Source organism: Dyadobacter sp. CY347 (assembly GCF_021502655.1).
In the GTDB taxonomy this organism is placed as follows: domain Bacteria; phylum Bacteroidota; class Bacteroidia; order Cytophagales; family Spirosomataceae; genus Dyadobacter.
This window is the reverse complement of record NZ_JAKFFT010000002.1, coordinates 485,058-507,197: the sequence shown is the minus strand read 5'-3', so window position 1 is coordinate 507,197 and position 22,140 is coordinate 485,058. Positions and strand designations below refer to the sequence as shown.

Sequence of the window (22,140 nt, the reverse complement as noted above, 5' to 3'; positions counted from 1 at the left end):
TATAAAATTCTGAATAAACTTATACAATAATAACCATTTGGTTACAATATACGTTAGCTATAAGTTACTAATTTTTAACCGGTTAATAAGATTTATCCACCGGTTGCTGGTTCCTACGCATTCACCTGCCGGATCACGTTCTTGATATTTAGCTCAATAATATCCGTCATGCTCTCGCATTGGTGATATTGGTTGTCTGAATAATGTTTGAAGAGCCCCTCGCGCAGCTGGTGAATGTTGTCAACCGTTGAAATGTTGTCCTTGATGGAGACATCGCGAAGTTCTTTGAGGCGGTATCTTTCGCTCCTGGCCTGATACATGATGGACGACTGTTCTTCCTGCTGATATTGAAGGACCGTTTTGTCGGTCAGATATTCCATGGCAAGCTCTACATAGGGCCGGTTTTCTTTGAAAAATTGGGGCATATAAACTTTAATGTTGCCTTCGTAAAACTGCTGGTCAAAGTCGATGGCGCGCAGGCGGAACTGGAAATCGTCGAAATCGGGGGTGATCTGCATGACGAAATTGTAGGAACGCATGTCGCCAAGCAATGTGATCATGCAACGTTCGTTGAATTTTACGAATTCTTTGGCGATACGGATGGGATTGTAGTCCGGCTCGCGCAGGCGTGTTTTGGCAAATTCATCACCCGGAATTCCGGCAATGTGCTCTTCTATCAGGCTGTCGCCATCGACGAGATAATTGACCTGGTTTGGAGAAAAAATCTCTTCCAGCTCCAATCCATAGATCCTGGACGCATCTGCTTTTTTGACATAAAAATAATCGTAAATGTCATTCAGCCGGTTTACGATCTTGATCCTGAACGGATTAGAGTTGCCGAATTTGCAATAATCAATGCGGTCAATGTATTTGTGTTCAACAATGCGGAGGTTACCGGATGCTTTTAACATGGCATACGCCTTTTTCAAGCCGCTATGCAGCCTGTCGATCTCATGCGGCGGATAAAGCGGGCTTTCCCAAAGCGTGTCCTTTCCAAATTTGTCCATCACAGGAAAGGATTCGTAAAAATTAAGCAGGTCTACATAGCCTACCGGCAGCTTGGCGTCGCGCTGGTAAAAACGCAGATATTTCCGCAGCTCAGCGCTGACAGGATAAATTGGTTTCTTCTTTAATATCTTAACATCACCTTGTTCCATACAGGAAGTTAACATTTAATAATGAAAAAAGGAGAAGCACAAGTCTGCACCTCTCCTTTTCCCTCTGTAAAAAACCCCTTAATTCATGATCATATTATGCGGATCGATCACAAACTTTTTAGCTGCGCCTTTGTCAAAATCCTTGTAGCCCCTCGGCGCATCCTGCAAGGTGATCACTTCCACATTTACGGCTTTTGCGATCTTAATTTTGTCATATAAAATCGCATTCATTAACGAGCGATGGTATTTCATCACCGGACATTGGCCTGTATAAAAAGAATGCGATTTAGCCCAGCCTAACCCGATACGAATGCTCAAACTGCCTTCCTGCGCCGCTTTATCTTTCGCACCCGGGTCGCCAGTCACATACAAACCGGGAATTCCGATCGCACCACCCGCTCTTGTAACAGCCATAGCCGTGTTCAAAACTGTTGCTGGCATCTCGGTTCCGGCATTACTGCCATGTCCGCGGGCTTCAAAACCCACACAATCCACAAAACAATCCACTTCCGGAACGCCTACAATGGCCGCAATCGCTTGTTCTAACGGTGTGTCTTTGGTTAAATCAATTACTTCGCAGCCGAAACTTTTGGCCTGATCCAGCCTTTCCTGGATCATATCACCCACAATGACCACCGCAGCACCCAGCAAATGACAGGAAGCGGCACAGGCCAATCCAACCGGTCCGGCCCCGGCAACATAAACGATAGAACCGGGCCCGACGCCTGCCATGACGGCACCATGAAACCCGGTTGGAAAAATATCCGAAAGCAATGTAAGATCCTTAATATAAGCCATTCCCTGATCCTTATCGGGAAATTTGAGCAGGTTGAAGTCGGCATAAGGAACCATTACATATTCTGCCTGGCCACCTACCCAGCCACCCATATCCACATATCCGTATGCAGCACCCGGTCGTGCCGGGTTTACGTTTAAGCAAATTCCAGTCTGTCCAACCTTGCAATTCCGGCATCTTCCGCAAGCAATGTTGAAAGGGACCGAAACCAGGTCGCCCATTTTGATAAACTCCACATCCCTACCTGCTTCAATCACGATTCCAGTAATCTCATGACCCAAAACCAACCCGGCCGGAGCAGTCGTCCGCCCACGGACCATATGCTGGTCGCTTCCGCAAATGTTGGTAGACACGATTTTCAAAATCACACCGTGTTCGCATTTCCTGTCGCCCAAAGCCAGTTTGGGATACTCAATTTCCTGAATTTCAACCTCGCCCGGTTTGATGTAGGCGACTCCATGATTTTGACACATAGTAATGATGGGTTAAGTTTAGAAATAATCGGTTTTGCAATATTTTTTATAGGATAATTTCAAATTTAACAAAATTCCCCGTTTACGAGACAAATGATTAAATTAGACGTGACATTTATTGTGAGGACTATGGCATTATACGGTTTGGCGGTTTGTGGGGGCAAAAGTTTGCGGATGGGCACAGATAAGAGCCAGCTGCAATATTTCGATATTCCGCAGGCCGACCGCGTTGTTATTCTTCTATCGCCAATTTGTACAGAAGTATTTTTATCCTGTAACCCCACGCAGGCTGCAATTTTTGAAAATAACAAAATAATTACCGACCTACCTGAATATGAGGACATTGGCCCCATGGCAGCATTGCTGTCCGCATTCAAAACCTACCCCAATGCTGACTTTCTGGTAGCAGGCTGCGATTATCCTTTTCTTACCCCAGATGCTCTGACGGAATTTTTATCATCCATTCAAACAGGCTCCATTGCTGCGGCGTTCTACAATGCAGATGGAAAATATGAGCCATTACTCGCATGGTATGCAAAGGAGGCGGCGCCCCTTCTGTTTGAACGTTTCGAGCGCGGGCATCACAGCTTACAGCATTTTTTGCGGGAGATTCATGCTGAAAAATACATTCCCAAATCAGAGAAAGTAATGATCAGCGTCGATACGCCTGAGGTTTACGATCAGGTTAAAGCGGCTCTCAATGTTCATATTGAAAAATAATAAAATGGAGATCCAAGCGATAGCGCAACAGCGCATAAGAATAATAACAAGCAGCGACAGCCAGGATGCGGAAGACGATCTGGCGGTGGAAGAACCGCTGGAAATTCAGCTTTCCTACATTGAGTCTGGAAAGAAGATTAAGAAAAGCATTTCTGTAACCATGCGGACACCTGGCAATGATGACGAGCTGGCGGTTGGTTTTTTGTTTACAGAAGGCATTATTGCAGAAAAAAGCCAGGTTAAGGTGGCTGCAAATGATATTTTTGATGAAAATAAAGTAGTTGTTGACCTGGCCGATGACTTTGTGCCAATGATCAATTCACTGGAAAGAAATTTCTATACAACATCCAGTTGCGGCGTTTGCGGAAAGACCAGCATTGATGCAATCAAGACCATTTCGGCATATCAAAATAATGATAACACATTGCTGGTGAGCAGGAAAGTGATCTTTTCGTTGAAGGATAAGCTGAATGTGCAGCAAAGCATTTTTGAAAGCACAGGCGGACTGCATGCCTCGGCGCTTTTTGATGTTAATGGCCATTTTATTGCGCTGCGGGAAGATGTGGGCAGGCATAATGCTCTGGACAAACTGGTTGGAAATGCGCTGCTCAATGGCTTGCTTCCGCTTGCAGACAAAATCCTGCTTTTGAGCGGAAGGGCAAGTTTTGAGCTCATTCAAAAAGCGGGAATGGCTGGAATAAAGATTGTAGCGGCCATTGGGGCACCATCTAGCCTGGCCGTGAAGCTGGCCGAAGAAAGCAATATGACGCTGATCGGTTTTTTAAAAAATGACAAATTCAATATTTACTCAGGTTTCGAAAGAATTTCAGAATTATGAAAATACGCATTCAACGCAATTCTGTGCGTTATAGACTGAGCAGGACAGACATTCAGAAACTGAGTGCAGAAGGTTACCTGGAAGAAGTCACGCCTTTTGGTGATTCCCTTTTTATTTATGCTGTGAAAAAATCTGCTGATGTATCCAAGCTCTCCGCCGAGTTCCAAAATGGCAAAATCCTGCTAAGCATTCCCGGGCCACTAACTGACGGTTGGGCGGATAACCATGTTGTGGGTTATGACGGTGAAATGTTGTTTGGTAAAGAAGGGAGTTTGAAATTATTGATAGAAAAAGATTTCAAATGCCTGGATAATGTTACTGAGGACCAATCGGATAACTACGAAAACCCTGCAAAAACCTGCTAATCATGTCCAATGACCAAAGTAATATCCCCGGAGCCGAAAATCCTGATAAATTAACCGGCCTGCGCAAGACAGAAATAATGAAGGTGGCCGCCGGAATTCCGGCAGTCATTTCCAGTTTCCAGAAAACCATTAGCGAAGCAGGCGTGCAGCGCGGCATGAAAGCGCTTTTTAACCTGAACAAAAAAGGCGGTTTTGATTGTCCAAGCTGTGCCTGGCCAGATCCGGACGATGAGCGCTCCGGCATTGCGGAATATTGTGAGAATGGCGCCAGGGCGGTTGCGGAGGAAGCAACATTAAAGAAACTGGACGCGGGTTTTTTTGCCCAAAATTCGGTTGAAGCATTGGGAAAGCTGTCTGATTACGAGATTGGCGGGAAAGGCCGGATTGCTGCACCGATGTTTTTGCCGCCCGGTGGAAAATTCTATCAGCCCATTTCGTGGAAAGCTGCTTTTGAAAAAATTGCATTGGAACTGAACAGGCTAGCCTCACCGGACGAAGCGATTTTTTACACTTCGGGCCGGACAAGCAATGAGGCAGCCTTCCTGTATCAACTTTTTGTGCGGGAATTCGGGACCAATAACCTGCCCGATTGCAGCAATATGTGTCATGAAAGCAGCGGCGTTGCGCTGGGAGAATCGCTGGGCATCGGCAAAGGCTCGGTGAAGCTCGACGACTTTTACGAAGCCGAGGTGATCATGATTCTAGGTCAAAATCCGGGCACTAATCATCCGCGTATGCTTACGGCATTGCAAAAGGCAAAAGCGAATGGTGCTACTATCATTTCGATTAATCCGTTGCCTGAAACGGGTTTGATGGGCTTTAATAATCCGCAGACCGTTCAGGGAATCTTAGGCGCTAATCCTGCGCTGACCGACATTTTTCTGCAAGTAAAAATCAATGGTGACCTGGCACTGCTGAAAGCCATTGAAATACTGATGCTTCAAGAGGAAGAAAGCAATCCGGGAATGGTCTTCGACCGGAATTTTATAGCAAATAATACAGAAGGCTACAACGAGTTCATCGCGCATTTGAAAGAACAGAATGCCGAGGAACTCGCACAAATAAGCGGCATTTCTTTGGCTCAGGTTCAACAGGTTGCGCGCGTACTAGCCGGAAAAAGCAAGATCATTGCCTGCTGGGCGATGGGTTTGACGCAGCACAAAAATGCTGTTGACACAATCAAAGAAATTGTTAATCTGCTATTACTGAAGGGCAGCATTGGCAAACCGGGTGCAGGCACATGCCCCGTGCGCGGCCACAGCAATGTGCAAGGGGACCGGACGATGGGGATATTTGAAAAACCATCCGAAAAATTCCTGGATTCCATCGAGCGCAACTTCCGTTTTTCGCCTCCCCGAAAGCATGGTTTTGACGTTGTGGAGTCCATTAAGGCCATGCATGAGGGTTCGGCGAAAGTGTTTTTTGCGATGGGTGGTAACTTTTTGAGTGCTACGCCTGACACAAGATTTACCGCCGAAGCGCTCAGCAAATGCCGGCTGACCGTGCACGTTTCAACCAAACTGAACCGGAGCCACTTGGTAACCGGCGAGCAAGCATTGATCCTTCCTTGCCTCGGCAGGAGCGATATGGACATGCATCAGGATGAAAACCGCTCTATTTCTTGTGAAAATTCGATGGGCGTGATCCAGCTTTCCAGGGGCGTTCTGCCTCCCGTTTCAGATCAGTTATTGAGCGAGCCGGTGATAGTTTGCAGACTTGCCAAGGCGGTTTTGGGTAGAAAAAGCCGGATTAACTGGGACATTTACGCCGAAGATTATGACGTGATCCGTGCTGACATTGAAAGGACCATTCCAGGTTTTGACAATTACAACGAACGCGTTCGCATGCCCGGGGGATTTTATCTGCCCAATTGCAACCGCGACGGGAATTTTGACACATTATCCCAAAAGGCGCATTTCAATATCGGCAATCTCTTTAATCCTGAACTAAAAGACGACGAGCTGATGATGATGACAATCCGGAGCCATGACCAATTTAACACCACAATCTATGGTTTGAATGATCGTTACCGGGGCATTCACAACGAGCGGCGCGTGATTTTGATGAATGAAAATGACATTGAAAAACGAAACCTGAAAAGCGGCGATCTGGTGGATTTATACAATCATTATGATGGCATTGAGCGCGTTGCGTATAAGTTTGTCGTGGTCCCCTACCCCATTCCCGAAGGCTGCACAGCGACTTATTTCCCTGAAACCAATGTCCTCGTCCCCATCAACAGCGTGGCTGATAAGAGCAACACGCCGACGTCCAAACTGGTGATTCTGACCCTGCGTAAAAATATGAATGCATTGGGTCATTTAAAAAATTAACATTGAGCTAACAACCCGGACCGAAGCAACCGTTAATTTTCGGGTCTGTTCTTTAAAAAATGAAAAAATGAAAAAATTCTTGTCCATCATTGCAGTTGGTTTGCTTAGTCTGACCACTTTTGAAAGCATGTCACAAAACAAAAATAAAGTCATAGCACATCGTGGCGCGTGGAAAAATACAGGCGTTACAGAAAATTCCATCGGCGCATTGGAGCATGCGGTCAAGTTGGGCTGCTATGGAAGTGAATTTGACGTGCATATGTCCGCAGATTCGGTTATTTATGTGCATCATGACCATTCCATTAAGGGAACGCACATTGAAAAGACAAATTCCCAGGAGCTTTCCCAGATCAAACTGGAAGATGGAACTGCATTGCCAACATTGGAAGCGTATTTAAAAGCAGGTGCAAACCAGAAGAAAACACGCCTGATCCTTGAAATCAAAACCTCTTCCATAGGCAAGGAACGCTCATTGGCTCTGGCTACGAAATGTGTTGAAATGGTAAAAATGTTGAAGGTCGAAGACATCACGGATTACATTGCATTTGATTTTGATGTTTGTAAAAAAGTAAAAGAACTCGCCCCAAAAGCACACGTCGAATATCTGAACGGAGACAAAACGCCGGACGAAATTCAAGCTGCCGGACTTGATGGCATTGATTATAACCAGAATGTGTTAAAGAAAAAGCCTGAATACATCGCCGCCATCCGTGACAAAAAGCTCACTACCAATGTCTGGACGGTGAATGACGAAGAATCAATGAAGTGGTTCCTGGAAAAAGGGGTTGATTACATTACAACCAACGAGCCTGAATTGCTTTTGAAGATCACGAAGTAACATTACTATAACACAAAAAGCGCCGCTTGGAAAAATCTCCAAGCGGCGCTTTTATTATCTCTGAATGCTTTTAATTTCTTAAACACATTTAATGTCCTGACCCATTCTATGTCTTAATGCTTAAATCCTTGCGGTTTGTAACTTGCCATTTGTTTCCTGCCAGGCTCTTATCACTTGTGTAAGCTGCTTATATTCTATCAAAAAGCCGTCGTGACCATATAAGGAGTCGATTTCCTGAAAAACAGCATCCGGAATGTGCCGGGCCAGGAATTGCTGCTCCGATAAAGGGAATAGCAGGTCGGATTTAATGCCTAAGACCAATGTTTTGGCTTTCACCAAACCCAATGCATGCACAATTCCGCCGCGGTTACGTCCCACATTATGCGAATCCATGATCTTGGAAAGCACCCAGTAGGAATATGCATTAAACCGTTTCACGAACTTATCGCCCTGATATTGCTGGTAAGATGACGCCCGGAAATCATCGATCTGATCGGGATTATCGCGTGCTTGTGTAAAGTTATAAGTGTCGTAATTTCTGTATGAAAGCAATGCAATAGACCTCGCAGCGCGCATGCCCATGCTGCCCGCTTCGTCCGTGCCATCATTAAATGTCGGATCCGCCTCGATCGCCATCCGCTGCGATTCGTTGAAAGCGATGCCCCAGGGCGAATGCAGCGCATTGGAAGCGATCAGGATCAGTTCTTCGAACAGATCGGGCACTTCTACAGCCCATTCCAGCGCCTGCTGGCCACCCAGCGAGCCTCCTATACAAAGCTTAATCTTTTTGATTTCCATTTCCTGCCGCAGCAGATCCATGGCACCCACCACATCGCGGACGGTGATGGTCGGGAACGCTCTGTAAAAAGGTTTATGCGTCCGGGGGTTGATGCTCAGCGGGCCGGTTGAGCCATACGCGGAGCCTAATACATTCACACAGACAATGAAATATTTGGCAGGATCAAAAAACTTATCGTCCCCTACCAGGCCATCCCACCATTCGGCGGCGTTGGAGCTGCCGGTTAATGCATGACAGATCCAGACAATGTTGTTGTTCTCAGCATTTTGCGTTCCATAAGTGGTGTATGACAGCTCGAAGCCCGGCAATTCACCGCCCATTTCCAGCGCATAGGCGTAAGGATATTTAAATGTTTTTTGTTCCGCTTGCATAAGTGCCAGAGCACAGGTTTTAATTCAAAAATTTAACAGACTGATCCGTGGAATGCACAGAACAGATGCGAGAATAAAGCCATCCGGCTTACGGAAATTTCTAACTGTAAGTTCACGCGAATTGAGTTTATATCTCCTAATAACTTAGGTGGGAATTAGCACCTTTCTCCATTGTGGTAGCAGGTTGCCAGAGGTTCATTGAGCCCATTCTCTCGCCTCTTCTTTATAAATCAATCGCACACAAGGTGAAGCAATTGACTTGATCCTGCAATATTAAGCGCAGATGCCTGAAAATGCAAACAAAAGCACAAATTCTATTTTGCAGGGCATCCGGGGAGGTTTATCTTTGCCCATTCATGATACTGCGTTCGATGAAAAATTTTCTGTTTCTGATTTGTTTTATTTGCCAAAATGCCTTTGCCCAGCTGCCCTCTCCCGACAATCTTTCCAAACACGTTTACAAGCTTTCTTCCGACAAAATGCAGGGCCGCGGGACCGGGAGTAAGGAGAATAAAAAAGCGGCTGAATATGTAGCCAAACAGTTCAAAAAATACAAGCTTCAACCCAGGGGAACAAACGGGTTTTACCAACCATTTACTGCCAAAGTTCGCCGCGTTGTCGTTCCCGACAGTTTGCGCGAAACCAATAATGTGATCGGTTTTCTGGATAATGGCGGTGCAAACACCATTGTGATCGGCGCTCATTTTGATCACCTGGGCTTGGGCAGACAAGGAAGTTCGAAAGCAGAGAAGCCTGAGGGCCAGATCCATAACGGAGCCGATGATAATGCTTCGGGCGTGGCGGGTTTGCTGGAACTTGCCCGGTATTTTTCCAAAAACAATGTTCGGGAGCCGTGTAATTTTCTCTTTATTGCATTTGGTGCGGAAGAGCTGGGACTGCTGGGATCGCGGCATTTTGTTAATAATCCTACGATACCATTGGAAAAAATCAATTTTATGACCAATATGGACATGATTGGTCGTTATGATGCAAGCCGGGGCGTTGGGATTGGCGGTTTTGGGACCAGTGAAGAATGGCCTGATATATTTAAGGATGTAAAAAGCGGGACCAAGTTCTTTACAGATAAAGCCGGAAGCGGCGGCTCCGATCACGGGTCATTTTATGCCAAAAAAATTCCCGTGCTTTTCTTTCATACAGGCGGCCACGACGACTACCATAAGCCCACAGACGACCCGGAAAAAATAGATTATAATGCAGCTGCGGGCATTCTTGGCATTCAGATCCAACTCATTGAGAATGCGATGAAACTGCCGAAGCTGAAATTTACAACAGTAATATAACCACCAAAAGTTTGTACGGATTCATTGCTCCTGCCTTCACGTATGGTTCACCACATGTTTCACCGGAAGACCTGTACGGGACGCTCTTTCGTGATATCCAGCACAGTCATATTTTTGAAGATTCAAAAACTTTCGCCGACGCCATTCCGCTGGAAGATCCGGTTCTGATCATTGAAAGATACCATCAGGAAAACGACAAGCCAGGTTTTGACCTGCAAGCATTTATCGATCAGAACTTTCGGATGCCGGCGCATATCGTGTCTACCTTTCAAGCAGATAAAAGCTCATCCACCTCGGAAAATATTGACAGATTATGGAGTGTGCTCACGCGCCAGCCTGAAAACCAGGAGCGTGGCGGTTCGCTGATCCCGCTTCCATTTCCCTATGTCGTTCCCGGCGGACGTTTCCGGGAAATTTATTATTGGGACAGTTATTTTACTATGCTCGGCCTGAAAGAAGCCGGTCGAACGGATCTGATCGAGAGTATGGTCAATAATTTCGCATATCTGATCGATAGTTTCGGATACATTCCCACAGCCAACAGGACCTACTATCTGACCAGGTCGCAACCGCCATTCTTTTCCCTCATGGTGCGGCTATACAGCGATATGGCCGGAAATGAAATCCTGAAACGCTATTTACCCCAATTGCAGAAAGAATATGATTACTGGATGCGAAACGACGGAACACACGAGTCCTTTACAGCGCACAGAAGACTGGTAAAATTACCCAATGGCACATTATTAAACCGCTACTGGGACGATAAGGCCACTCCAAGACCGGAATCCTACCGCGAAGATGTGGAACTGGGTGCCGAGGCAAAGGACAAACACGGAACTGCTCCGGAAGCCACTTTCAGGCACATTCGCGCTGCGGCGGAATCGGGCTGGGATTTCAGCAGCAGATGGTTTGCGGATGAAAATGATTTTGCGAGCATTCACACCACAGATATCGTCCCTGTTGACCTGAACTGCCTGATGCATCATTTAGAAAAGGCGCTGGCAGAAGCTTATCTTTTGCATGATAATACCAAAATGCACTTGCAGTATGAAGAAAAGGCCCGTTTGAGGGCAGCTGCTATCCACACTTACTTTTGGGACGGTTCGCGGAATTTTTTCATGGATTATGATTTCAAAAATAGAGATTTTACAAAATCCGTAACATTAGCCGGCACATTTCCATTGTATTTCAAGCTGGCAACCAAGTCGCAATCGCATTATATGAGCGGGTATATCCGGCTCAATTTCATGCGTTCAGGTGGGCTTCTGACAACCACGATCAGGTCGGGACAGCAGTGGGATGCGCCTAATGGCTGGGCGCCGCTGCAATGGATCACTTACAAGGGCTTGCGCAACTACAATTTTCACCGGACGGCGGATGAGCTCTCCGCAGAATGGATCGCGCTGGTCGATAAAGAATTTAAGCATTCGGGTAAACTGCTGGAAAAATATAATGTTTCAGACACCAATCTGATCGCCGGAGGAGGCGAGTATGAAGTTCAGGAAGGATTCGGCTGGACCAATGGCGTTTATCTCCGCATGAAAAACAAAAAGTGCTAGTTTGCACACAAACCGCTGTTGAAATTATTATCTGATTCGAATAATAATATTGAAAATTTCCAGAGACAACTTCTTCTAATCGAGAATATTTTTAATACCTTGGTATTGTTAACCCCATTTTTTGAACATGAAACTATCCATATATCAGATCGATGCGTTTACTGATAAACTCTTTTGTGGAAACCCTGCTGCGATTGTTCCTCTGAATGAGTGGCTTGCAGACGAAACTATGCTCAACATTGCTGCTGAGAATAACCTGGCAGAAACTGCATTCTACGTTCCCAATGAAAATGGCTTTCATATCCGCTGGTTTACGCCTTCAGTTGAGGTTGATCTTTGCGGCCACGCAACACTGGCTGCTGCTTATGTGATTTTTAATATTCAAGGTTACGAAGGAAAATCGATCCGTTTTGAGTCACGCAGCGGTGAGCTGCAGGTGGATTGTAAAGAAGACTGGCTTACATTAAATTTCCCTGTGGACCAATATCACATTGCGGTACCGCCTCCTGCCCTGGTAGAAGGTCTTCTGGACACAACAATGGTGGAAGTTTATAAGGGTAAAACCGATTATATGGTGGTTCTGGAATCCGAAGAGGTCATTAAGAACCTGGATTTCGACATTATTGTATTATCAACCATTCCGGCCCGGGGCATCATTATTACGGCTGCCGGCGAGGATGTTGACTTCGTTTCACGCTTCTTCGCCCCGCAATCGGGCATCGACGAAGATCCCGTAACCGGCTCTGCTCATACAACATTGATCCCTTATTGGGCAGAAAAACTCGGCAAAACAACATTAACCGCCAAACAACTCTCAAAACGCGGCGGATACCTCAAATGCGAACTGGACGGCGAACGCGTACACATCGGTGGGCAGGCGAGGCTATATTTGAAGGGGGAGATTTTGATTGATGATTAACTCATTAATTTCTTCCTCTGCCCCGCATATAATCCACCAATTACCAGCACTGTTCCTATAACTGTATAAATGGTTACCGGCTCGTCCATGAGCCACCAGGCGAAGAAAAAGCCGAAAAGCGGGCACAGGAAAAGCCATAATGATGCTTTTACTGTGTCTATTCTTAGCAAATAAAACCAGCAGATCAATCCGATTATCGAAACAGCCAGGCTTAGCCAGAGCACCGGGAACCAGAATGTGCCGTCCCAAACGGTTGTAGAGAAATCGCTGAAAAGCAATGTTACCGGAAGCAAAAAGACGCCCCCAAGGAAAACCTGCCAGCCGTTGATCAGTAAATTGGGCAACTCCCATTGAACCGTAGCATAGTAAACGCTGGCTGCCGAAACTGCTATCATGCTGATCAGCAGCAATGTGATTCCCCCGATTGTAGTGAAACTATCAGCCAGTAATGGATATGTCGCCACAGCCACGCCTGCCATTCCCAAAATAACCCCCAACCATTCTTCCGGGCGCGGGTGCCTTTTGAGCCACCACGAGGATAACAAAACAATGATGAGCGGATTGATCGAAACGGCCAGACTCCCGATTCCCGCAGCAGTAAATTTCATCGCATACACGTAGAGCCCGAGATAAAGCGTTGTATTAAGGAATCCGAACAGCGCAAGCTGCTTCCATTCTTTTCTGTTCGGCAACCGGTAAGACGGATCTTTGCTGAGCAGGTAGGAAAAAGTCAACAATAAAATACCAGCTATAAAGAAGCGAACATTTGCCAATATTAACGGAGCAGCGGACCGGACCCCAAACTTGGTGGCGACGGATGCGGACGACCACAGAATGGAAAAGAGAATGCCAATACCAATGTTTTTCACGCTTACAAAGAATTATGATCCAAAAATACGCGATGCATTTCGGGTTCACCCTGCACTTTTTATATTTTTGGGCATGATTGATAAAATTAATGCGAAGTGTATTCTGGCGATTCTTCTTACCGGACTATATTTTCCTTCCTTTTCACAAAGCCAATGGACTTACGACTTCAACAATGGCCTTACTCCTATTGAAAATGCGGGGCCGTCCTTAAAAGTGCTTGGTACGCCCGGAAAATATGTCAAAGAGAAAATCCCGGGCTCGGATGATCTGAGCAGGACCATTTATCAATTTGAGAAAAACAGTGGTTTACAGTTCAATAATGCAGAAGCCAAAGGTTTTTTGAGCAAATCTTTTACCGTTGAGGTCTATTTTAAAATGGATGAGCTCGACAGCTGGAAGCGCGTCCTCGATTTTAAAAACAGAAAAAGCGATTACGGCAGTTATATCTACGACGGTAAGCTCAATTTTTATGATTTTGCAATCGGAGAAAAAGCACCTGTGCGTGCCAAGCAGTATGTACATTACGTGTACTCGCGTGATTATGAGACCAAGATCATTAAGATGTACATCAATGGTCAGTCCAAACTGGAATTCAAGGATCCGGGAACGGAGGGCATGCTGGACAATGATCAGGTCCTCAATTTATTTCAGGATGATTTGATTGCGAACCATGAATCCAGCGCCGGCTCCATTGTGCTGATCCGCGTTTATGACCGTGTAATGACGCCTGTGTTTGTACGAAGAAGTTACCAGACCATCAGCAGGGCACCCAAAACGCCGGTCGCGGAAAAAGAAGAAGAAAAGCAACCGGAAGAAAAACCTGCCATCAATGAACCTGCAAAAAGAAACACCAATCTGGCCGTCGTGACGGGACGTGTGTATGATGGTAAAAACCTGAAACCGGTGAATGATGCCGATGTGACGGTTCGGAAATCCAGCACAGATTCGCTGGTCGCTTCAACAAAAACAGTGAACGGCATTTATAATTTCGAGCTTCGCCCGCATGAAACATATCGCATATCAGCTCAGGCAGATGGGTTTCAGCCTAAAAGTGTGTCGGTGAAAGTCTCGAACCGGTTTGAAGAGGTGAAGTCGCTGATCAGCCTTTCCGAATCGACTTATGATGCGCCTTTATCAACATTGTATTTTACGCAAAGCACCGATGTGCTGGAAGACAATGCATTAAGCGGGCTCGATTCACTGGTTTCTTATTTTCAAAAACGAGATAACCTGAGAATAATCTTAAAAGGCCATACCGACAACACGGGAGATTTCGCAAAAAATCTGGAATTGTCCAATAAGCGTGTCGAGACCGTGAAATCATATTTGTTAGGAAAAGGAATCCCTGAAAACCGCATTGCAGGATCAGGTTATGGATCTGCACAGCCTAATCGCGTGAACCAGACAGAAGCATTGAAGCGGTCTAACCGCAGGGTTGAAATTTGGGCAGAGCCTATAAAAAGATAAAGCCATCTCACTGAGACGGCTTTATACTGACTATTCCTAAACCCTTAACCTTTTCTTATCTTTTATATCTTTTACATTGATTCCGGCGCATGAGCCGAATAAACTCTATCAATGCAAGCGTATCTGAATCTCTTTTTATATAAAGTAACAATGTTTTGAATAATACTCCAATTTCCTTACTAAGTAATTACGGAAACTTTTGGTCTATATACGAAGCAAATTGAATTTCAGATTTGCCATCAAACATTGCTTAATTACCTCTTCTCACGCTTCTCGCAGCTTTTGCCCTATTAACTTGTGACTGAGCGACTAACGAAACTTTCAAAACTTTCACAAAGGTAAAAACATTAATATTATTTCCTTTGATTTATTCTATTTTTATTTCGGCGAACCGTGTTACAAATGTCTGCATTAATTTTGATATTACAAGCATTACTAAATTGGAATAACAAAATTATATTTGGAACGAATGCTGGTTTTCAGCCTCTATTTTATTACAAAATATCATTTATTTAAATTTATAGTAAACAATATTTTGCGTTATCTCCATTTTACAAAATAAATACATTTCTTGAAATATTTATATTATCTTTAAATAGTACAATCATTGGTTATAATTATTCATTGTCGATTGTATTCCCAAAGTACAAAACGAAAGAACCATATCACCTGCGTTATCCAAAAATATAGGCAGCTCCGTCATTTCTTCATTGGAAAAAGGTTTTAGCACATAATCTACTTGTCTTCCCCTTGGAAAATTATTTCCTATTCCAAACCGCAAACGGGGATAATTTGTCGATGCCAGCAGTTCCTCAATATTTTTCAATCCATTATGCCCGCCGTGACTTCCTTTTGGCTTAATGCGGAGCGTGCCATACGGAAGTTGCAATTCATCAACGATCACAAGCAGGTTTTCCTCCTGCACTTTGAACTGGTCCATGTAGTAGCGGATCGCTTTGCCGCTGAGGTTCATGAATGTTGTGGGTTTTATAAAATAAATTTGCCTGCCCTTATGCTTCCATTCCGCAACAAAGGCCAGCTTCTCGAAAGAAAATTTAAAATCATGCTGCGCCGCCAGCCTGTCCAGCACCATAAATCCGACATTATGCCTGGTGAATGCGTACTCCGGACCTATATTTCCCAATCCGGCAATCAGATATTTCATTTGTTAAAAGTTTTTGATTTCATCTTCGAGCACTTAATTTAGGCTAAAATTCAGGGAATTTACATTATGCCCCAAAAACGATTAATACTTAGCAGCCCGTTGCTAGAGATCATGACCAGCCGGTTATGCCAGGAACTGATTGAGAATCACCAGGATTTTTCCAACTCCGTGGTGATGGGACTGCAACCGCGGGGAATATATTTTGCCGAACGCATCATTGCCGAACTGAGAGAACGCACCGGAAAAGATATTCCAATGGGCCATCTCGACGCAACTTTCTATCGCGACGACTTCCGAAGACGGGAATCTCCACTCCTCCCCAACAAAACCAATGTCCCTTTCCTGATCGAAGGCAAAAGGGTGATTTTGATCGACGACGTGCTTTCTACCGGTCGCATGGTAAGAGCGGCACTTGACGCCATGACAGCCTTCGGGCGGCCCAAAACCGTTGAACTTATGGTGCTCATCGACCGCCGCTACAACCGCGAGATCCCTATTGACCCGGATTATGTTGGAATGCAGGTCAGCACCGTTGAAAGTCAACGCGTACAGGTGGAGTGGAAAGAACAGGGCTTTGAAGCCGACCATATCTGGATGGTCGATTAGTTTCGAAACTCAGCGCGGTCGTGACGCCTCTTCTTTCGTTGCTTTGCCGATATCCTCTGTTTTGTAAGTCAGCTTATTAATGTAAAAAACCTCGCGTCCCTGCCCCAGTGATGATGAGCCGAGGCGCTGCATGCCGTAAGCCAGAAAATACTGTCCATACCAGGGCGAAAGGTAACTATCCTCATTATTAAGCACTTTTTCCTTTTCCGATTTGGCAGTAATCTTAAATTTCTCACTTTCCACCACGACTTGGTTTCGGCTTATTACTTCGGTATGAATCTCACCTTCCTGCGGATAAGCCAGCACAAAATAGTCATCCACCGGCGTAACCTGGACCATTTCCTGCAAATCGTAGCTAGTTAAATCCTTGATTGTAATGGTGTTGTCCCACATAAACTTCCCGTTACGGTCAAACCCGCATACAATGGCGTGCGTATAACGATAACCTTCGAGTGAGCGCGAAATGTAAGGCCGGGAAATGCCGCCGGTAATGATCGGGCTGGTTGATCTTTGATTGGGATAATAAACTTCCGCCACCAGTACGATTTCGTTCTCCGTCTGGATCAGCTCGTGGACCAGCAACCGATAGCGAAACTTGTTTTCTTTCCCCAAACTTTTCCTTTTGCCGATGCGCTCCATCATTTTAGCGCGGCGTTTGGGCTTCATATAATTGAAGAAATTCTGCAATTCAGAAAATTCAATAAACTGCGGCTGCCCCGGCTCATCGTGCTCCACATGCGTCACATATAACCCCTGCGAATACTGCGTGCAACCGACCGAATAATTTCCGATCAGATAGGAGTCATCTGCATTGAGCGGCACGATCTGGCCTGAAATGAAGCTGTATCTCGGGTCGCTTAATGTTGTTTTCTTCAAAAGTTTACCATCGTAATTGTACGTTTTGATTTCAAAAACGCAGTTTTTCTTCCTGTAAGCGTAGGTGATTACATTGATGTAGCCGTCAATTTCATTAATGTCCACATTGTTCAATTCCGTATTTTTCTCAAAAAGCCCGGGTAAGACACGCGTCGTATGATCAAAAAACGAATGCACGATCACGACCGGCCGCGACCTGTAATAGCCCGAAACCAATGCTTTGCTCCCGATCACTTTGAACTGCTGCACATCCACACCCGACAATAAATTTCCTTTATAAGTGTCGATTGAACCGTCGTTGTAATTGATCTGCATAAAAAGAAAACGGTCTGTATCCGGCTCGGCAAAGAGCCAGTAACCACTTTCTTCGCCCTTATAAGCCATTACCGGGATGTAGCGAAAATCGAGCTTATAAGTTGTCCGCCAAACGGCTTTTAATGTTGAGTCGTATTTTACAAACTGCCATTGCTCTTTGCGGGAATTGGACCATTCATTGCCCCTGATCACAGATAATAAACCTTGCTCGCCCAGGCTAAAAACCTCGAACTGCTCCGTTGAAGTGGGGCTTGCGGGTATTTCCAGACGATCGGACTGCTGCAATTGTGCGAAGGCACCGACAACGGGAATAATGCATAAAAAGAGCATGCAGTAAATCCGGTGCCATTGCAAAGAATGGTTATTCATAACTTCTTCCTTCAGGGGTGTAACTCTCTTCAATATTTACCCTAATTTTGCATCAAAAAGGACAACATTGCTATTAATATTATAAATTATTTTAATCAAATAAAAACTTAGGGAAATGTCATTCTGATTTTGAAGAAGCACTTCCATTTACCCCATCATTCATGACGATTGAAGCAATTCTGAAAGACGATATTCAAAAAGCAATCCAGAAGCATTTTGATGTAACTGTTGAAGACATCATTTTACAACCAACCAAGAAGGAATTTGAAGGATTTTACACTTTTGTTACTTTCCCGCTTACCAAATCTATCCGCAAATCGCCCGCTGAAATAGGTCAGATAATCGGAACTGAGCTTGCAGAGCACTCTTCTGTTGCGGAGAAATTTAATGTGGTCCAGGGCTTTTTGAACATCAGCCTCAAAGACACGACATGGCTGGAATTGTTTTCGGATGTTTTTAACGATCAGGATTTCGGAACATTTCCTTCAAACGGCCAATCCGTGATGGTGGAATTCTCTTCTCCCAACACCAATAAACCGCTGCACCTGGGACATTTGAGGAATAATTTCCTTGGTGATTCTTTGTCTAAAATCCTCAAAGCCAGTGGTTATGATGTGGTAAAAACTTGTTTGGTAAATGACCGCGGGATCCACATTTGCAAATCCATGCTTGCTTACCGCGAGCTCGGAAATGGTGAAACGCCGGAATCAAGCGGCATGAAGGGAGACCATCTGGCCGGGAAATATTATGTGTTGTTTGATAAAGAATATAAAACGCAAATTAAGGAGCTTGTAGAGCAGGGAATGCCTGAGGAAGAAGCCACTAAAAAAGCGCCCTGGATCCTGGAAGCGCAAAAATTGCTTTTGCTTTGGGAAAATAATGATCCCGAAACTGTCGCATTATGGCATAAAATGAACGGCTGGGTTTACGAAGGTTTCCGCCAGACTTACGATAAAATTGGTGTTGGATTCGATAAAACTTATTATGAATCAAACACTTATCTGCTTGGTAAGGACATTATAGAAGAAGGTTTAAGCAATAATGTATTCTACAAAAAGCCGGATAACTCCGTCTGGATCGACCTGACCGCAGAAGGGCTGGACGAAAAGCTGGTTTTGCGCGGCGACGGCACTTCCGTTTATATTACCCAGGACCTGGGCACAACCGAATTGAAATTCAGCGACTTTCATAACAATCGTTATTTATGGGTTGTCGGAAATGAGCAGGATTATCATTTTAAAGTGCTTTTTGCCATTCTTAAAAAACTAGGACGCCCTTATGCGGATGGCTGTTATCACATCAGTTACGGAATGGTGGATCTGCCATCCGGAAAAATGAAATCGCGGGAAGGAACTGTGGTGGATGCGGATGATCTGGTGGAACAAATGATCCAGACCGCTGCGAGCAGGACGCAGGAATTGGGAAAGATCGATGATTTTGACAGCGCAGAAGCCAAACAGCTTTATAATCAGCTTGCTCTGGGTGCATTAAAGTATTTTCTTTTGAAGGTTGACCCTAAAAAAAGAATGCTCTTTAATCCGGAAGAATCCATTGACTTTCAAGGACATACGGGGCCATTTATTCAATATACATATGCCCGGATCCGTTCTATTATCAGAAAAGCGGAGCAGTCAGGCATCCAACCGGTGATTCCGCCCGTAAGCTATGTATTACATCCTGCTGAAAAGGAGTTGATTTTTGCTTTATCGCAGTATCCGGTTCGTGTGCAGGCTGCGGCGAATGAATTTGCGCCTTCGGTGATTTCGTTGTATGCATTTGAGTTGGCGAAGGTCTATAATCAATTCTATGCCGAGGTCTCTATTTTCTCTGACCCTAACCCGGATTCGGTTAAATTCCGGGTTGCATTATCAGGTGCAGTTTCTGAAACAATTCAGAAGGCTTTGGGGTTATTAGGGATAGAAGTTCCGGAGCGAATGTAGCGAGGCCGGGTGGTTTGGGAAGTTGTTTTGAAAAGCCACTAAAATGTATCGAATGTCCTGTATCTCACTTTTTAATTACATAATCCAACCAATAACCAGACTACAATTATGAGCTTATTAAAAACATTATTTATTATGATCACGAGTTTGATAACCGGCCTTTTTGCCGATAAGTCTGAAATTGCCACAAGACCAGCGCACGATGTTGTTGCGAAGCAAACGCTTTATGACTTCAAGGTTAAATCGCTGGTAGGCAACAAAACGATCGATTTGAGCAAATACAAAGGCAAAAAAGTGGTGATCCTGAATGTTGCTTCCAAATGCGGTTATACCAAGCAGTATGCAGATTGGGAAAAGTTCAATAAGGAGCATGGAGATAAGGTGGTTGTGCTAGGTTTTCCGGCAAATAATTTCGGTGGACAAGAGCCAGGCACCAGCGAAGAAATCGCAACATTCTGCTCTGCAACCTACGGCGTAACTTTCCCCATGTTCGAGAAAGTTTCCGTTTTGGGTGATGATCAGGCGCCTATCTACAAATGGCTTACTACCAAAGACTTGAATGGCTGGAACGATAAAGTTCCAACATGGAATTTTTGCAAATATGTGGTGAATGAAAAAGGTGAGCTGACCAATTTCTTCGCTTCAAAAATATTACCGACTGACCAGGAGTTTTTGACTGCGGTTGGCATTTAAAAAAAGCTTTTTAACTTTCAGGCTGCAAATGTTGCAGCCTGAAATATTTTCCATCATATACACATCACTAACATGAAAGACATTACCGAAGCAAAGCGCTACATCTCCAATGCCAAGGAAATTTTAAGAGAAAAGGCAATTAAGGAAGACGGTTATTACAAAGACCGTAAATACGTAAAAATGGCTGGCCACACTGCTTATGCTGGTGTTTTAGTTGCCCTCGACAGTGTTCTGGGCAACAAAAGCAAAAAGACTAGAAAGAGTGTAGAATGGTATCAGAAAGAGTTGTCTTTGGTAGACAAGAAAATCCTCTCTCACTTTTCGGCTGCTTATGACATTCTTCACCTCTCGATGAGCTACGACGGCGTATTGAATGCAGCGATTTCCAAAGAAGGTTTAGAAATTGCAGAAAAAATAATTACTTGGGCTGAGCAGAAAACGCAGGCCTGACATTACCCTACTCTATCGAAATCAATGAATCCCTGGATTGAAGCAGCCCGCCCACGCACATTGCCCCTGGCACTTTCATGCATATTAATGGGCTGTTTTTTGGCGGCATCAAGCGGGACATTCAGCTGGCCGGTTGCAGGATTAAGCGTATTGACGACCATTTTGCTGCAAGTTCTTTCCAACTTCGCCAATGATTATGGCGATGCTGTGAATGGAAAAGACACTGAATTACGTGAAGGCCCGCGCCGCGCCGTCCATTCCGGGCACATTCAGGCTTCCACTATGTTGAAAGCCATTATCGCATTTTCAATCCTGGCATTAATTTCCGGGATTACGCTGCTGATCATTGCGCTGAAAGGCGCTCCTGCGAATGTTTTCTGGGTTTTTCTTGGCATAGGCGTTGCTTGCATTATTGCCGCGATCACTTACACGGCCGGAAAGCGGCCTTACGGTTATGTCGGTCTGGGTGATTTATCGGTTTTAATCTTTTTTGGATGGGTGGGCGTGCTGGGAAGCAGTTATCTGCACACGCATGTTTGGGATTGGGGACTGCTCCTGCCGGCGTCCAGCTGCGGACTGTTCGCGGTTGGTGTTTTGAACATTAATAATATTCGTGACATTGAATCCGACAAAGCAACAGGAAAAAACTCAATTCCGGTGCGGCTCGGACGCGAAAAAGCCATTGCTTATCACTGGACAATTTTGATCATCGGCATGCTTTGCGTTTCCGTTTACACAGCCGAGCACTTCTCCGGTTATACGAGCTTAATATTTTTGCTCAGCTTCCCCCTCTTTATTAAAAACGGCCTCGCTATTTCGAGATTAAAAAAAGCCAACGAACTGGATCCCTATTTGAAACAAATGGCGCTGAGCACATTGCTTTTCGTGATTTTGTTTGGCATAGGCGTCGTCTTATAAGC

Annotated in this window: 20 protein-coding genes and 1 riboswitch; of the genes, 14 read left to right on the top strand and 6 right to left on the bottom strand. The window is 44.9% G+C overall.

The genetic code is table 11. The features are described 5' to 3' along the window. Window positions 1-113: 113 nt before the first annotated feature. Window positions 114-1,157, bottom strand: a complete 1,044-nt coding sequence (locus L0659_RS02920) for a hypothetical protein (protein WP_235124114.1) — start codon at window positions 1,155-1,157, stop codon at window positions 114-116. A 78-nt stretch (window positions 1,158-1,235) separates the two neighbouring features. Beyond that, window positions 1,236-2,426 (bottom strand): formaldehyde dehydrogenase, glutathione-independent, encoded by a 1,191-nt coding sequence (gene fdhA, locus L0659_RS02915; RefSeq protein WP_235124113.1) that lies wholly within the window; start codon window positions 2,424-2,426, stop codon window positions 1,236-1,238. Between the two features lie 93 nt (window positions 2,427-2,519). On the opposite strand from fdhA, the gene L0659_RS02910 reads away from it, so the two are divergent. The 5 genes from L0659_RS02910 (at window position 2,520) to L0659_RS02890 (ending at window position 7,520) form a co-directional block, all read left to right on the top strand. After that, window positions 2,520-3,146, top strand: coding sequence for a molybdenum cofactor guanylyltransferase (locus L0659_RS02910; protein WP_235124112.1), 627 nt, complete (start codon window positions 2,520-2,522; stop codon window positions 3,144-3,146). A 4-nt stretch (window positions 3,147-3,150) separates the two neighbouring features. Next, entirely contained in the window at window positions 3,151-3,984 is an 834-nt protein-coding gene (gene fdhD, locus L0659_RS02905; RefSeq protein WP_235124111.1) for a formate dehydrogenase accessory sulfurtransferase FdhD, read from the top strand. Beyond that, complete coding sequence (locus L0659_RS02900) at window positions 3,981-4,349, top strand: DUF7009 family protein (RefSeq protein ID WP_235124110.1); 369 nt, start codon at window positions 3,981-3,983, stop codon at window positions 4,347-4,349. Before fdhD ends, L0659_RS02900 begins: the two co-directional genes overlap by 4 nt. Before the next feature lie 2 nt (window positions 4,350-4,351). Beyond that, a complete protein-coding gene (locus L0659_RS02895; protein ID WP_235124109.1) occupies window positions 4,352-6,682 on the top strand; it encodes an FdhF/YdeP family oxidoreductase in 2,331 nt (776 codons plus the stop codon). Window positions 6,683-6,749: 67 nt separating this feature from the next. After that, window positions 6,750-7,520, top strand: a complete 771-nt coding sequence (locus L0659_RS02890) for a glycerophosphodiester phosphodiesterase family protein (RefSeq protein WP_235124108.1) — start codon at window positions 6,750-6,752, stop codon at window positions 7,518-7,520. Window positions 7,521-7,640: 120 nt separating this feature from the next. Here L0659_RS02890 and metX read toward each other — a convergent pair whose 3' ends face one another. Beyond that, window positions 7,641-8,690: a homoserine O-acetyltransferase gene (gene metX, locus L0659_RS02885; RefSeq protein ID WP_235124107.1), complete on the bottom strand. Its 1,050-nt coding sequence runs from the start codon at window positions 8,688-8,690 to the stop codon at window positions 7,641-7,643. A gap of 124 nt (window positions 8,691-8,814) precedes the next feature. After that, window positions 8,815-8,922: riboswitch (SAM riboswitch) on the bottom strand. Window positions 8,923-9,061: 139 nt separating this feature from the next. On the opposite strand from metX, the gene L0659_RS02880 reads away from it, so the two are divergent. The 3 genes from L0659_RS02880 to L0659_RS02870 all read left to right on the top strand — a co-directional run bounded on the left by L0659_RS02880 (window position 9,062) and on the right by L0659_RS02870 (window position 12,469). Then, window positions 9,062-9,991, top strand: a complete 930-nt coding sequence (locus L0659_RS02880; protein ID WP_235124106.1) for a M20/M25/M40 family metallo-hydrolase — start codon at window positions 9,062-9,064, stop codon at window positions 9,989-9,991. A gap of 11 nt (window positions 9,992-10,002) precedes the next feature. Continuing rightward, window positions 10,003-11,550 carry an alpha,alpha-trehalase TreA gene (treA, locus tag L0659_RS02875; protein WP_235124105.1) on the top strand — a complete coding sequence of 516 codons (1,548 nt, stop codon included), beginning with the start codon at window positions 10,003-10,005 and terminating at the stop codon, window positions 11,548-11,550. Between the two features lie 127 nt (window positions 11,551-11,677). Further along, window positions 11,678-12,469: a PhzF family phenazine biosynthesis protein gene (locus L0659_RS02870; protein ID WP_235124104.1), complete on the top strand. Its 792-nt coding sequence runs from the start codon at window positions 11,678-11,680 to the stop codon at window positions 12,467-12,469. On the opposite strand, the gene L0659_RS02865 is transcribed toward L0659_RS02870, so the two are convergent. After that, entirely contained in the window at window positions 12,466-13,338 is an 873-nt protein-coding gene (locus L0659_RS02865; RefSeq protein ID WP_235124103.1) for a DMT family transporter, read from the bottom strand. The genes L0659_RS02870 and L0659_RS02865 overlap by 4 nt on opposite strands. 73 nt (window positions 13,339-13,411) lie before the next feature. Here L0659_RS02865 and L0659_RS02860 point away from each other — a divergent pair, with 73 nt between their 5' ends. Further along, window positions 13,412-14,806 carry an OmpA family protein gene (locus tag L0659_RS02860; RefSeq protein ID WP_235124102.1) on the top strand — a complete coding sequence of 465 codons (1,395 nt, stop codon included), beginning with the start codon at window positions 13,412-13,414 and terminating at the stop codon, window positions 14,804-14,806. 604 nt (window positions 14,807-15,410) lie between these two features. Here L0659_RS02860 and pth read toward each other — a convergent pair. Continuing rightward, a complete protein-coding gene (pth, locus tag L0659_RS02855; protein WP_235124101.1) occupies window positions 15,411-15,971 on the bottom strand; it encodes an aminoacyl-tRNA hydrolase in 561 nt (186 codons plus the stop codon). A 66-nt stretch (window positions 15,972-16,037) separates the two neighbouring features. Here pth and pyrR point away from each other — a divergent pair, with 66 nt between their 5' ends. Next, on the top strand, window positions 16,038-16,577 hold the full coding sequence (gene pyrR, locus L0659_RS02850; protein WP_235124100.1) for a bifunctional pyr operon transcriptional regulator/uracil phosphoribosyltransferase PyrR: 540 nt from the start codon (window positions 16,038-16,040) through the stop codon (window positions 16,575-16,577). A 9-nt stretch (window positions 16,578-16,586) separates the two neighbouring features. Here pyrR and L0659_RS02845 read toward each other — a convergent pair whose 3' ends face one another. Then, a complete protein-coding gene (locus tag L0659_RS02845; RefSeq protein WP_235124099.1) occupies window positions 16,587-18,137 on the bottom strand; it encodes a hypothetical protein in 1,551 nt (516 codons plus the stop codon). Window positions 18,138-18,298: 161 nt separating this feature from the next. Here L0659_RS02845 and argS point away from each other — a divergent pair, with 161 nt between their 5' ends. The 4 genes from argS (at window position 18,299) to L0659_RS02825 (ending at window position 22,138) form a co-directional block, all read left to right on the top strand. Further along, window positions 18,299-20,077: an arginine--tRNA ligase gene (gene argS / locus L0659_RS02840; RefSeq protein ID WP_235124098.1), complete on the top strand. Its 1,779-nt coding sequence runs from the start codon at window positions 18,299-18,301 to the stop codon at window positions 20,075-20,077. 108 nt (window positions 20,078-20,185) lie between these two features. Further along, on the top strand, window positions 20,186-20,770 hold the full coding sequence (locus L0659_RS02835) for a glutathione peroxidase (RefSeq protein WP_235124096.1): 585 nt from the start codon (window positions 20,186-20,188) through the stop codon (window positions 20,768-20,770). A gap of 72 nt (window positions 20,771-20,842) precedes the next feature. Further along, the gene (locus L0659_RS02830; RefSeq protein ID WP_235124095.1) at window positions 20,843-21,220 is read left to right on the top strand and encodes a DUF5618 family protein; all 378 of its coding nucleotides are present in this window, start codon (window positions 20,843-20,845) and stop codon (window positions 21,218-21,220) included. A 24-nt stretch (window positions 21,221-21,244) separates the two neighbouring features. Then, entirely contained in the window at window positions 21,245-22,138 is an 894-nt protein-coding gene (locus L0659_RS02825) for a 1,4-dihydroxy-2-naphthoate polyprenyltransferase (RefSeq protein WP_235124094.1), read from the top strand. The last annotated feature ends 2 nt before the right edge of the window (window positions 22,139-22,140 follow it).

What these genes read in the sequence shown, in the direction of transcription:
- L0659_RS02920 (WP_235124114.1), bottom strand. Translation starts at nt 1,157, where the DNA reads ATGGAACAAGGTGATGTTAAGATATTAAAGAAGAAACCAATTTATCCT.
- fdhA (WP_235124113.1), bottom strand. Translation starts at nt 2,426, where the DNA reads ATGTGTCAAAATCATGGAGTCGCCTACATCAAACCGGGCGAGGTTGAA.
- L0659_RS02910 (WP_235124112.1), top strand. Translation starts at nt 2,520, where the DNA reads ATGATTAAATTAGACGTGACATTTATTGTGAGGACTATGGCATTATAC.
- fdhD (WP_235124111.1), top strand. Translation starts at nt 3,151, where the DNA reads ATGGAGATCCAAGCGATAGCGCAACAGCGCATAAGAATAATAACAAGC.
- L0659_RS02900 (WP_235124110.1), top strand. Translation starts at nt 3,981, where the DNA reads ATGAAAATACGCATTCAACGCAATTCTGTGCGTTATAGACTGAGCAGG.
- L0659_RS02895 (WP_235124109.1), top strand. Translation starts at nt 4,352, where the DNA reads ATGTCCAATGACCAAAGTAATATCCCCGGAGCCGAAAATCCTGATAAA.
- L0659_RS02890 (WP_235124108.1), top strand. Translation starts at nt 6,750, where the DNA reads ATGAAAAAATTCTTGTCCATCATTGCAGTTGGTTTGCTTAGTCTGACC.
- metX (WP_235124107.1), bottom strand. Translation starts at nt 8,690, where the DNA reads ATGCAAGCGGAACAAAAAACATTTAAATATCCTTACGCCTATGCGCTG.
- L0659_RS02880 (WP_235124106.1), top strand. Translation starts at nt 9,062, where the DNA reads ATGAAAAATTTTCTGTTTCTGATTTGTTTTATTTGCCAAAATGCCTTT.
- L0659_RS02870 (WP_235124104.1), top strand. Translation starts at nt 11,678, where the DNA reads ATGAAACTATCCATATATCAGATCGATGCGTTTACTGATAAACTCTTT.
- L0659_RS02860 (WP_235124102.1), top strand. Translation starts at nt 13,412, where the DNA reads ATGATTGATAAAATTAATGCGAAGTGTATTCTGGCGATTCTTCTTACC.
- pth (WP_235124101.1), bottom strand. Translation starts at nt 15,971, where the DNA reads ATGAAATATCTGATTGCCGGATTGGGAAATATAGGTCCGGAGTACGCA.
- pyrR (WP_235124100.1), top strand. Translation starts at nt 16,038, where the DNA reads ATGCCCCAAAAACGATTAATACTTAGCAGCCCGTTGCTAGAGATCATG.
- L0659_RS02845 (WP_235124099.1), bottom strand. Translation starts at nt 18,137, where the DNA reads ATGAATAACCATTCTTTGCAATGGCACCGGATTTACTGCATGCTCTTT.
- argS (WP_235124098.1), top strand. Translation starts at nt 18,299, where the DNA reads ATGACGATTGAAGCAATTCTGAAAGACGATATTCAAAAAGCAATCCAG.
- L0659_RS02835 (WP_235124096.1), top strand. Translation starts at nt 20,186, where the DNA reads ATGAGCTTATTAAAAACATTATTTATTATGATCACGAGTTTGATAACC.
- L0659_RS02830 (WP_235124095.1), top strand. Translation starts at nt 20,843, where the DNA reads ATGAAAGACATTACCGAAGCAAAGCGCTACATCTCCAATGCCAAGGAA.
- L0659_RS02825 (WP_235124094.1), top strand. Translation starts at nt 21,245, where the DNA reads ATGAATCCCTGGATTGAAGCAGCCCGCCCACGCACATTGCCCCTGGCA.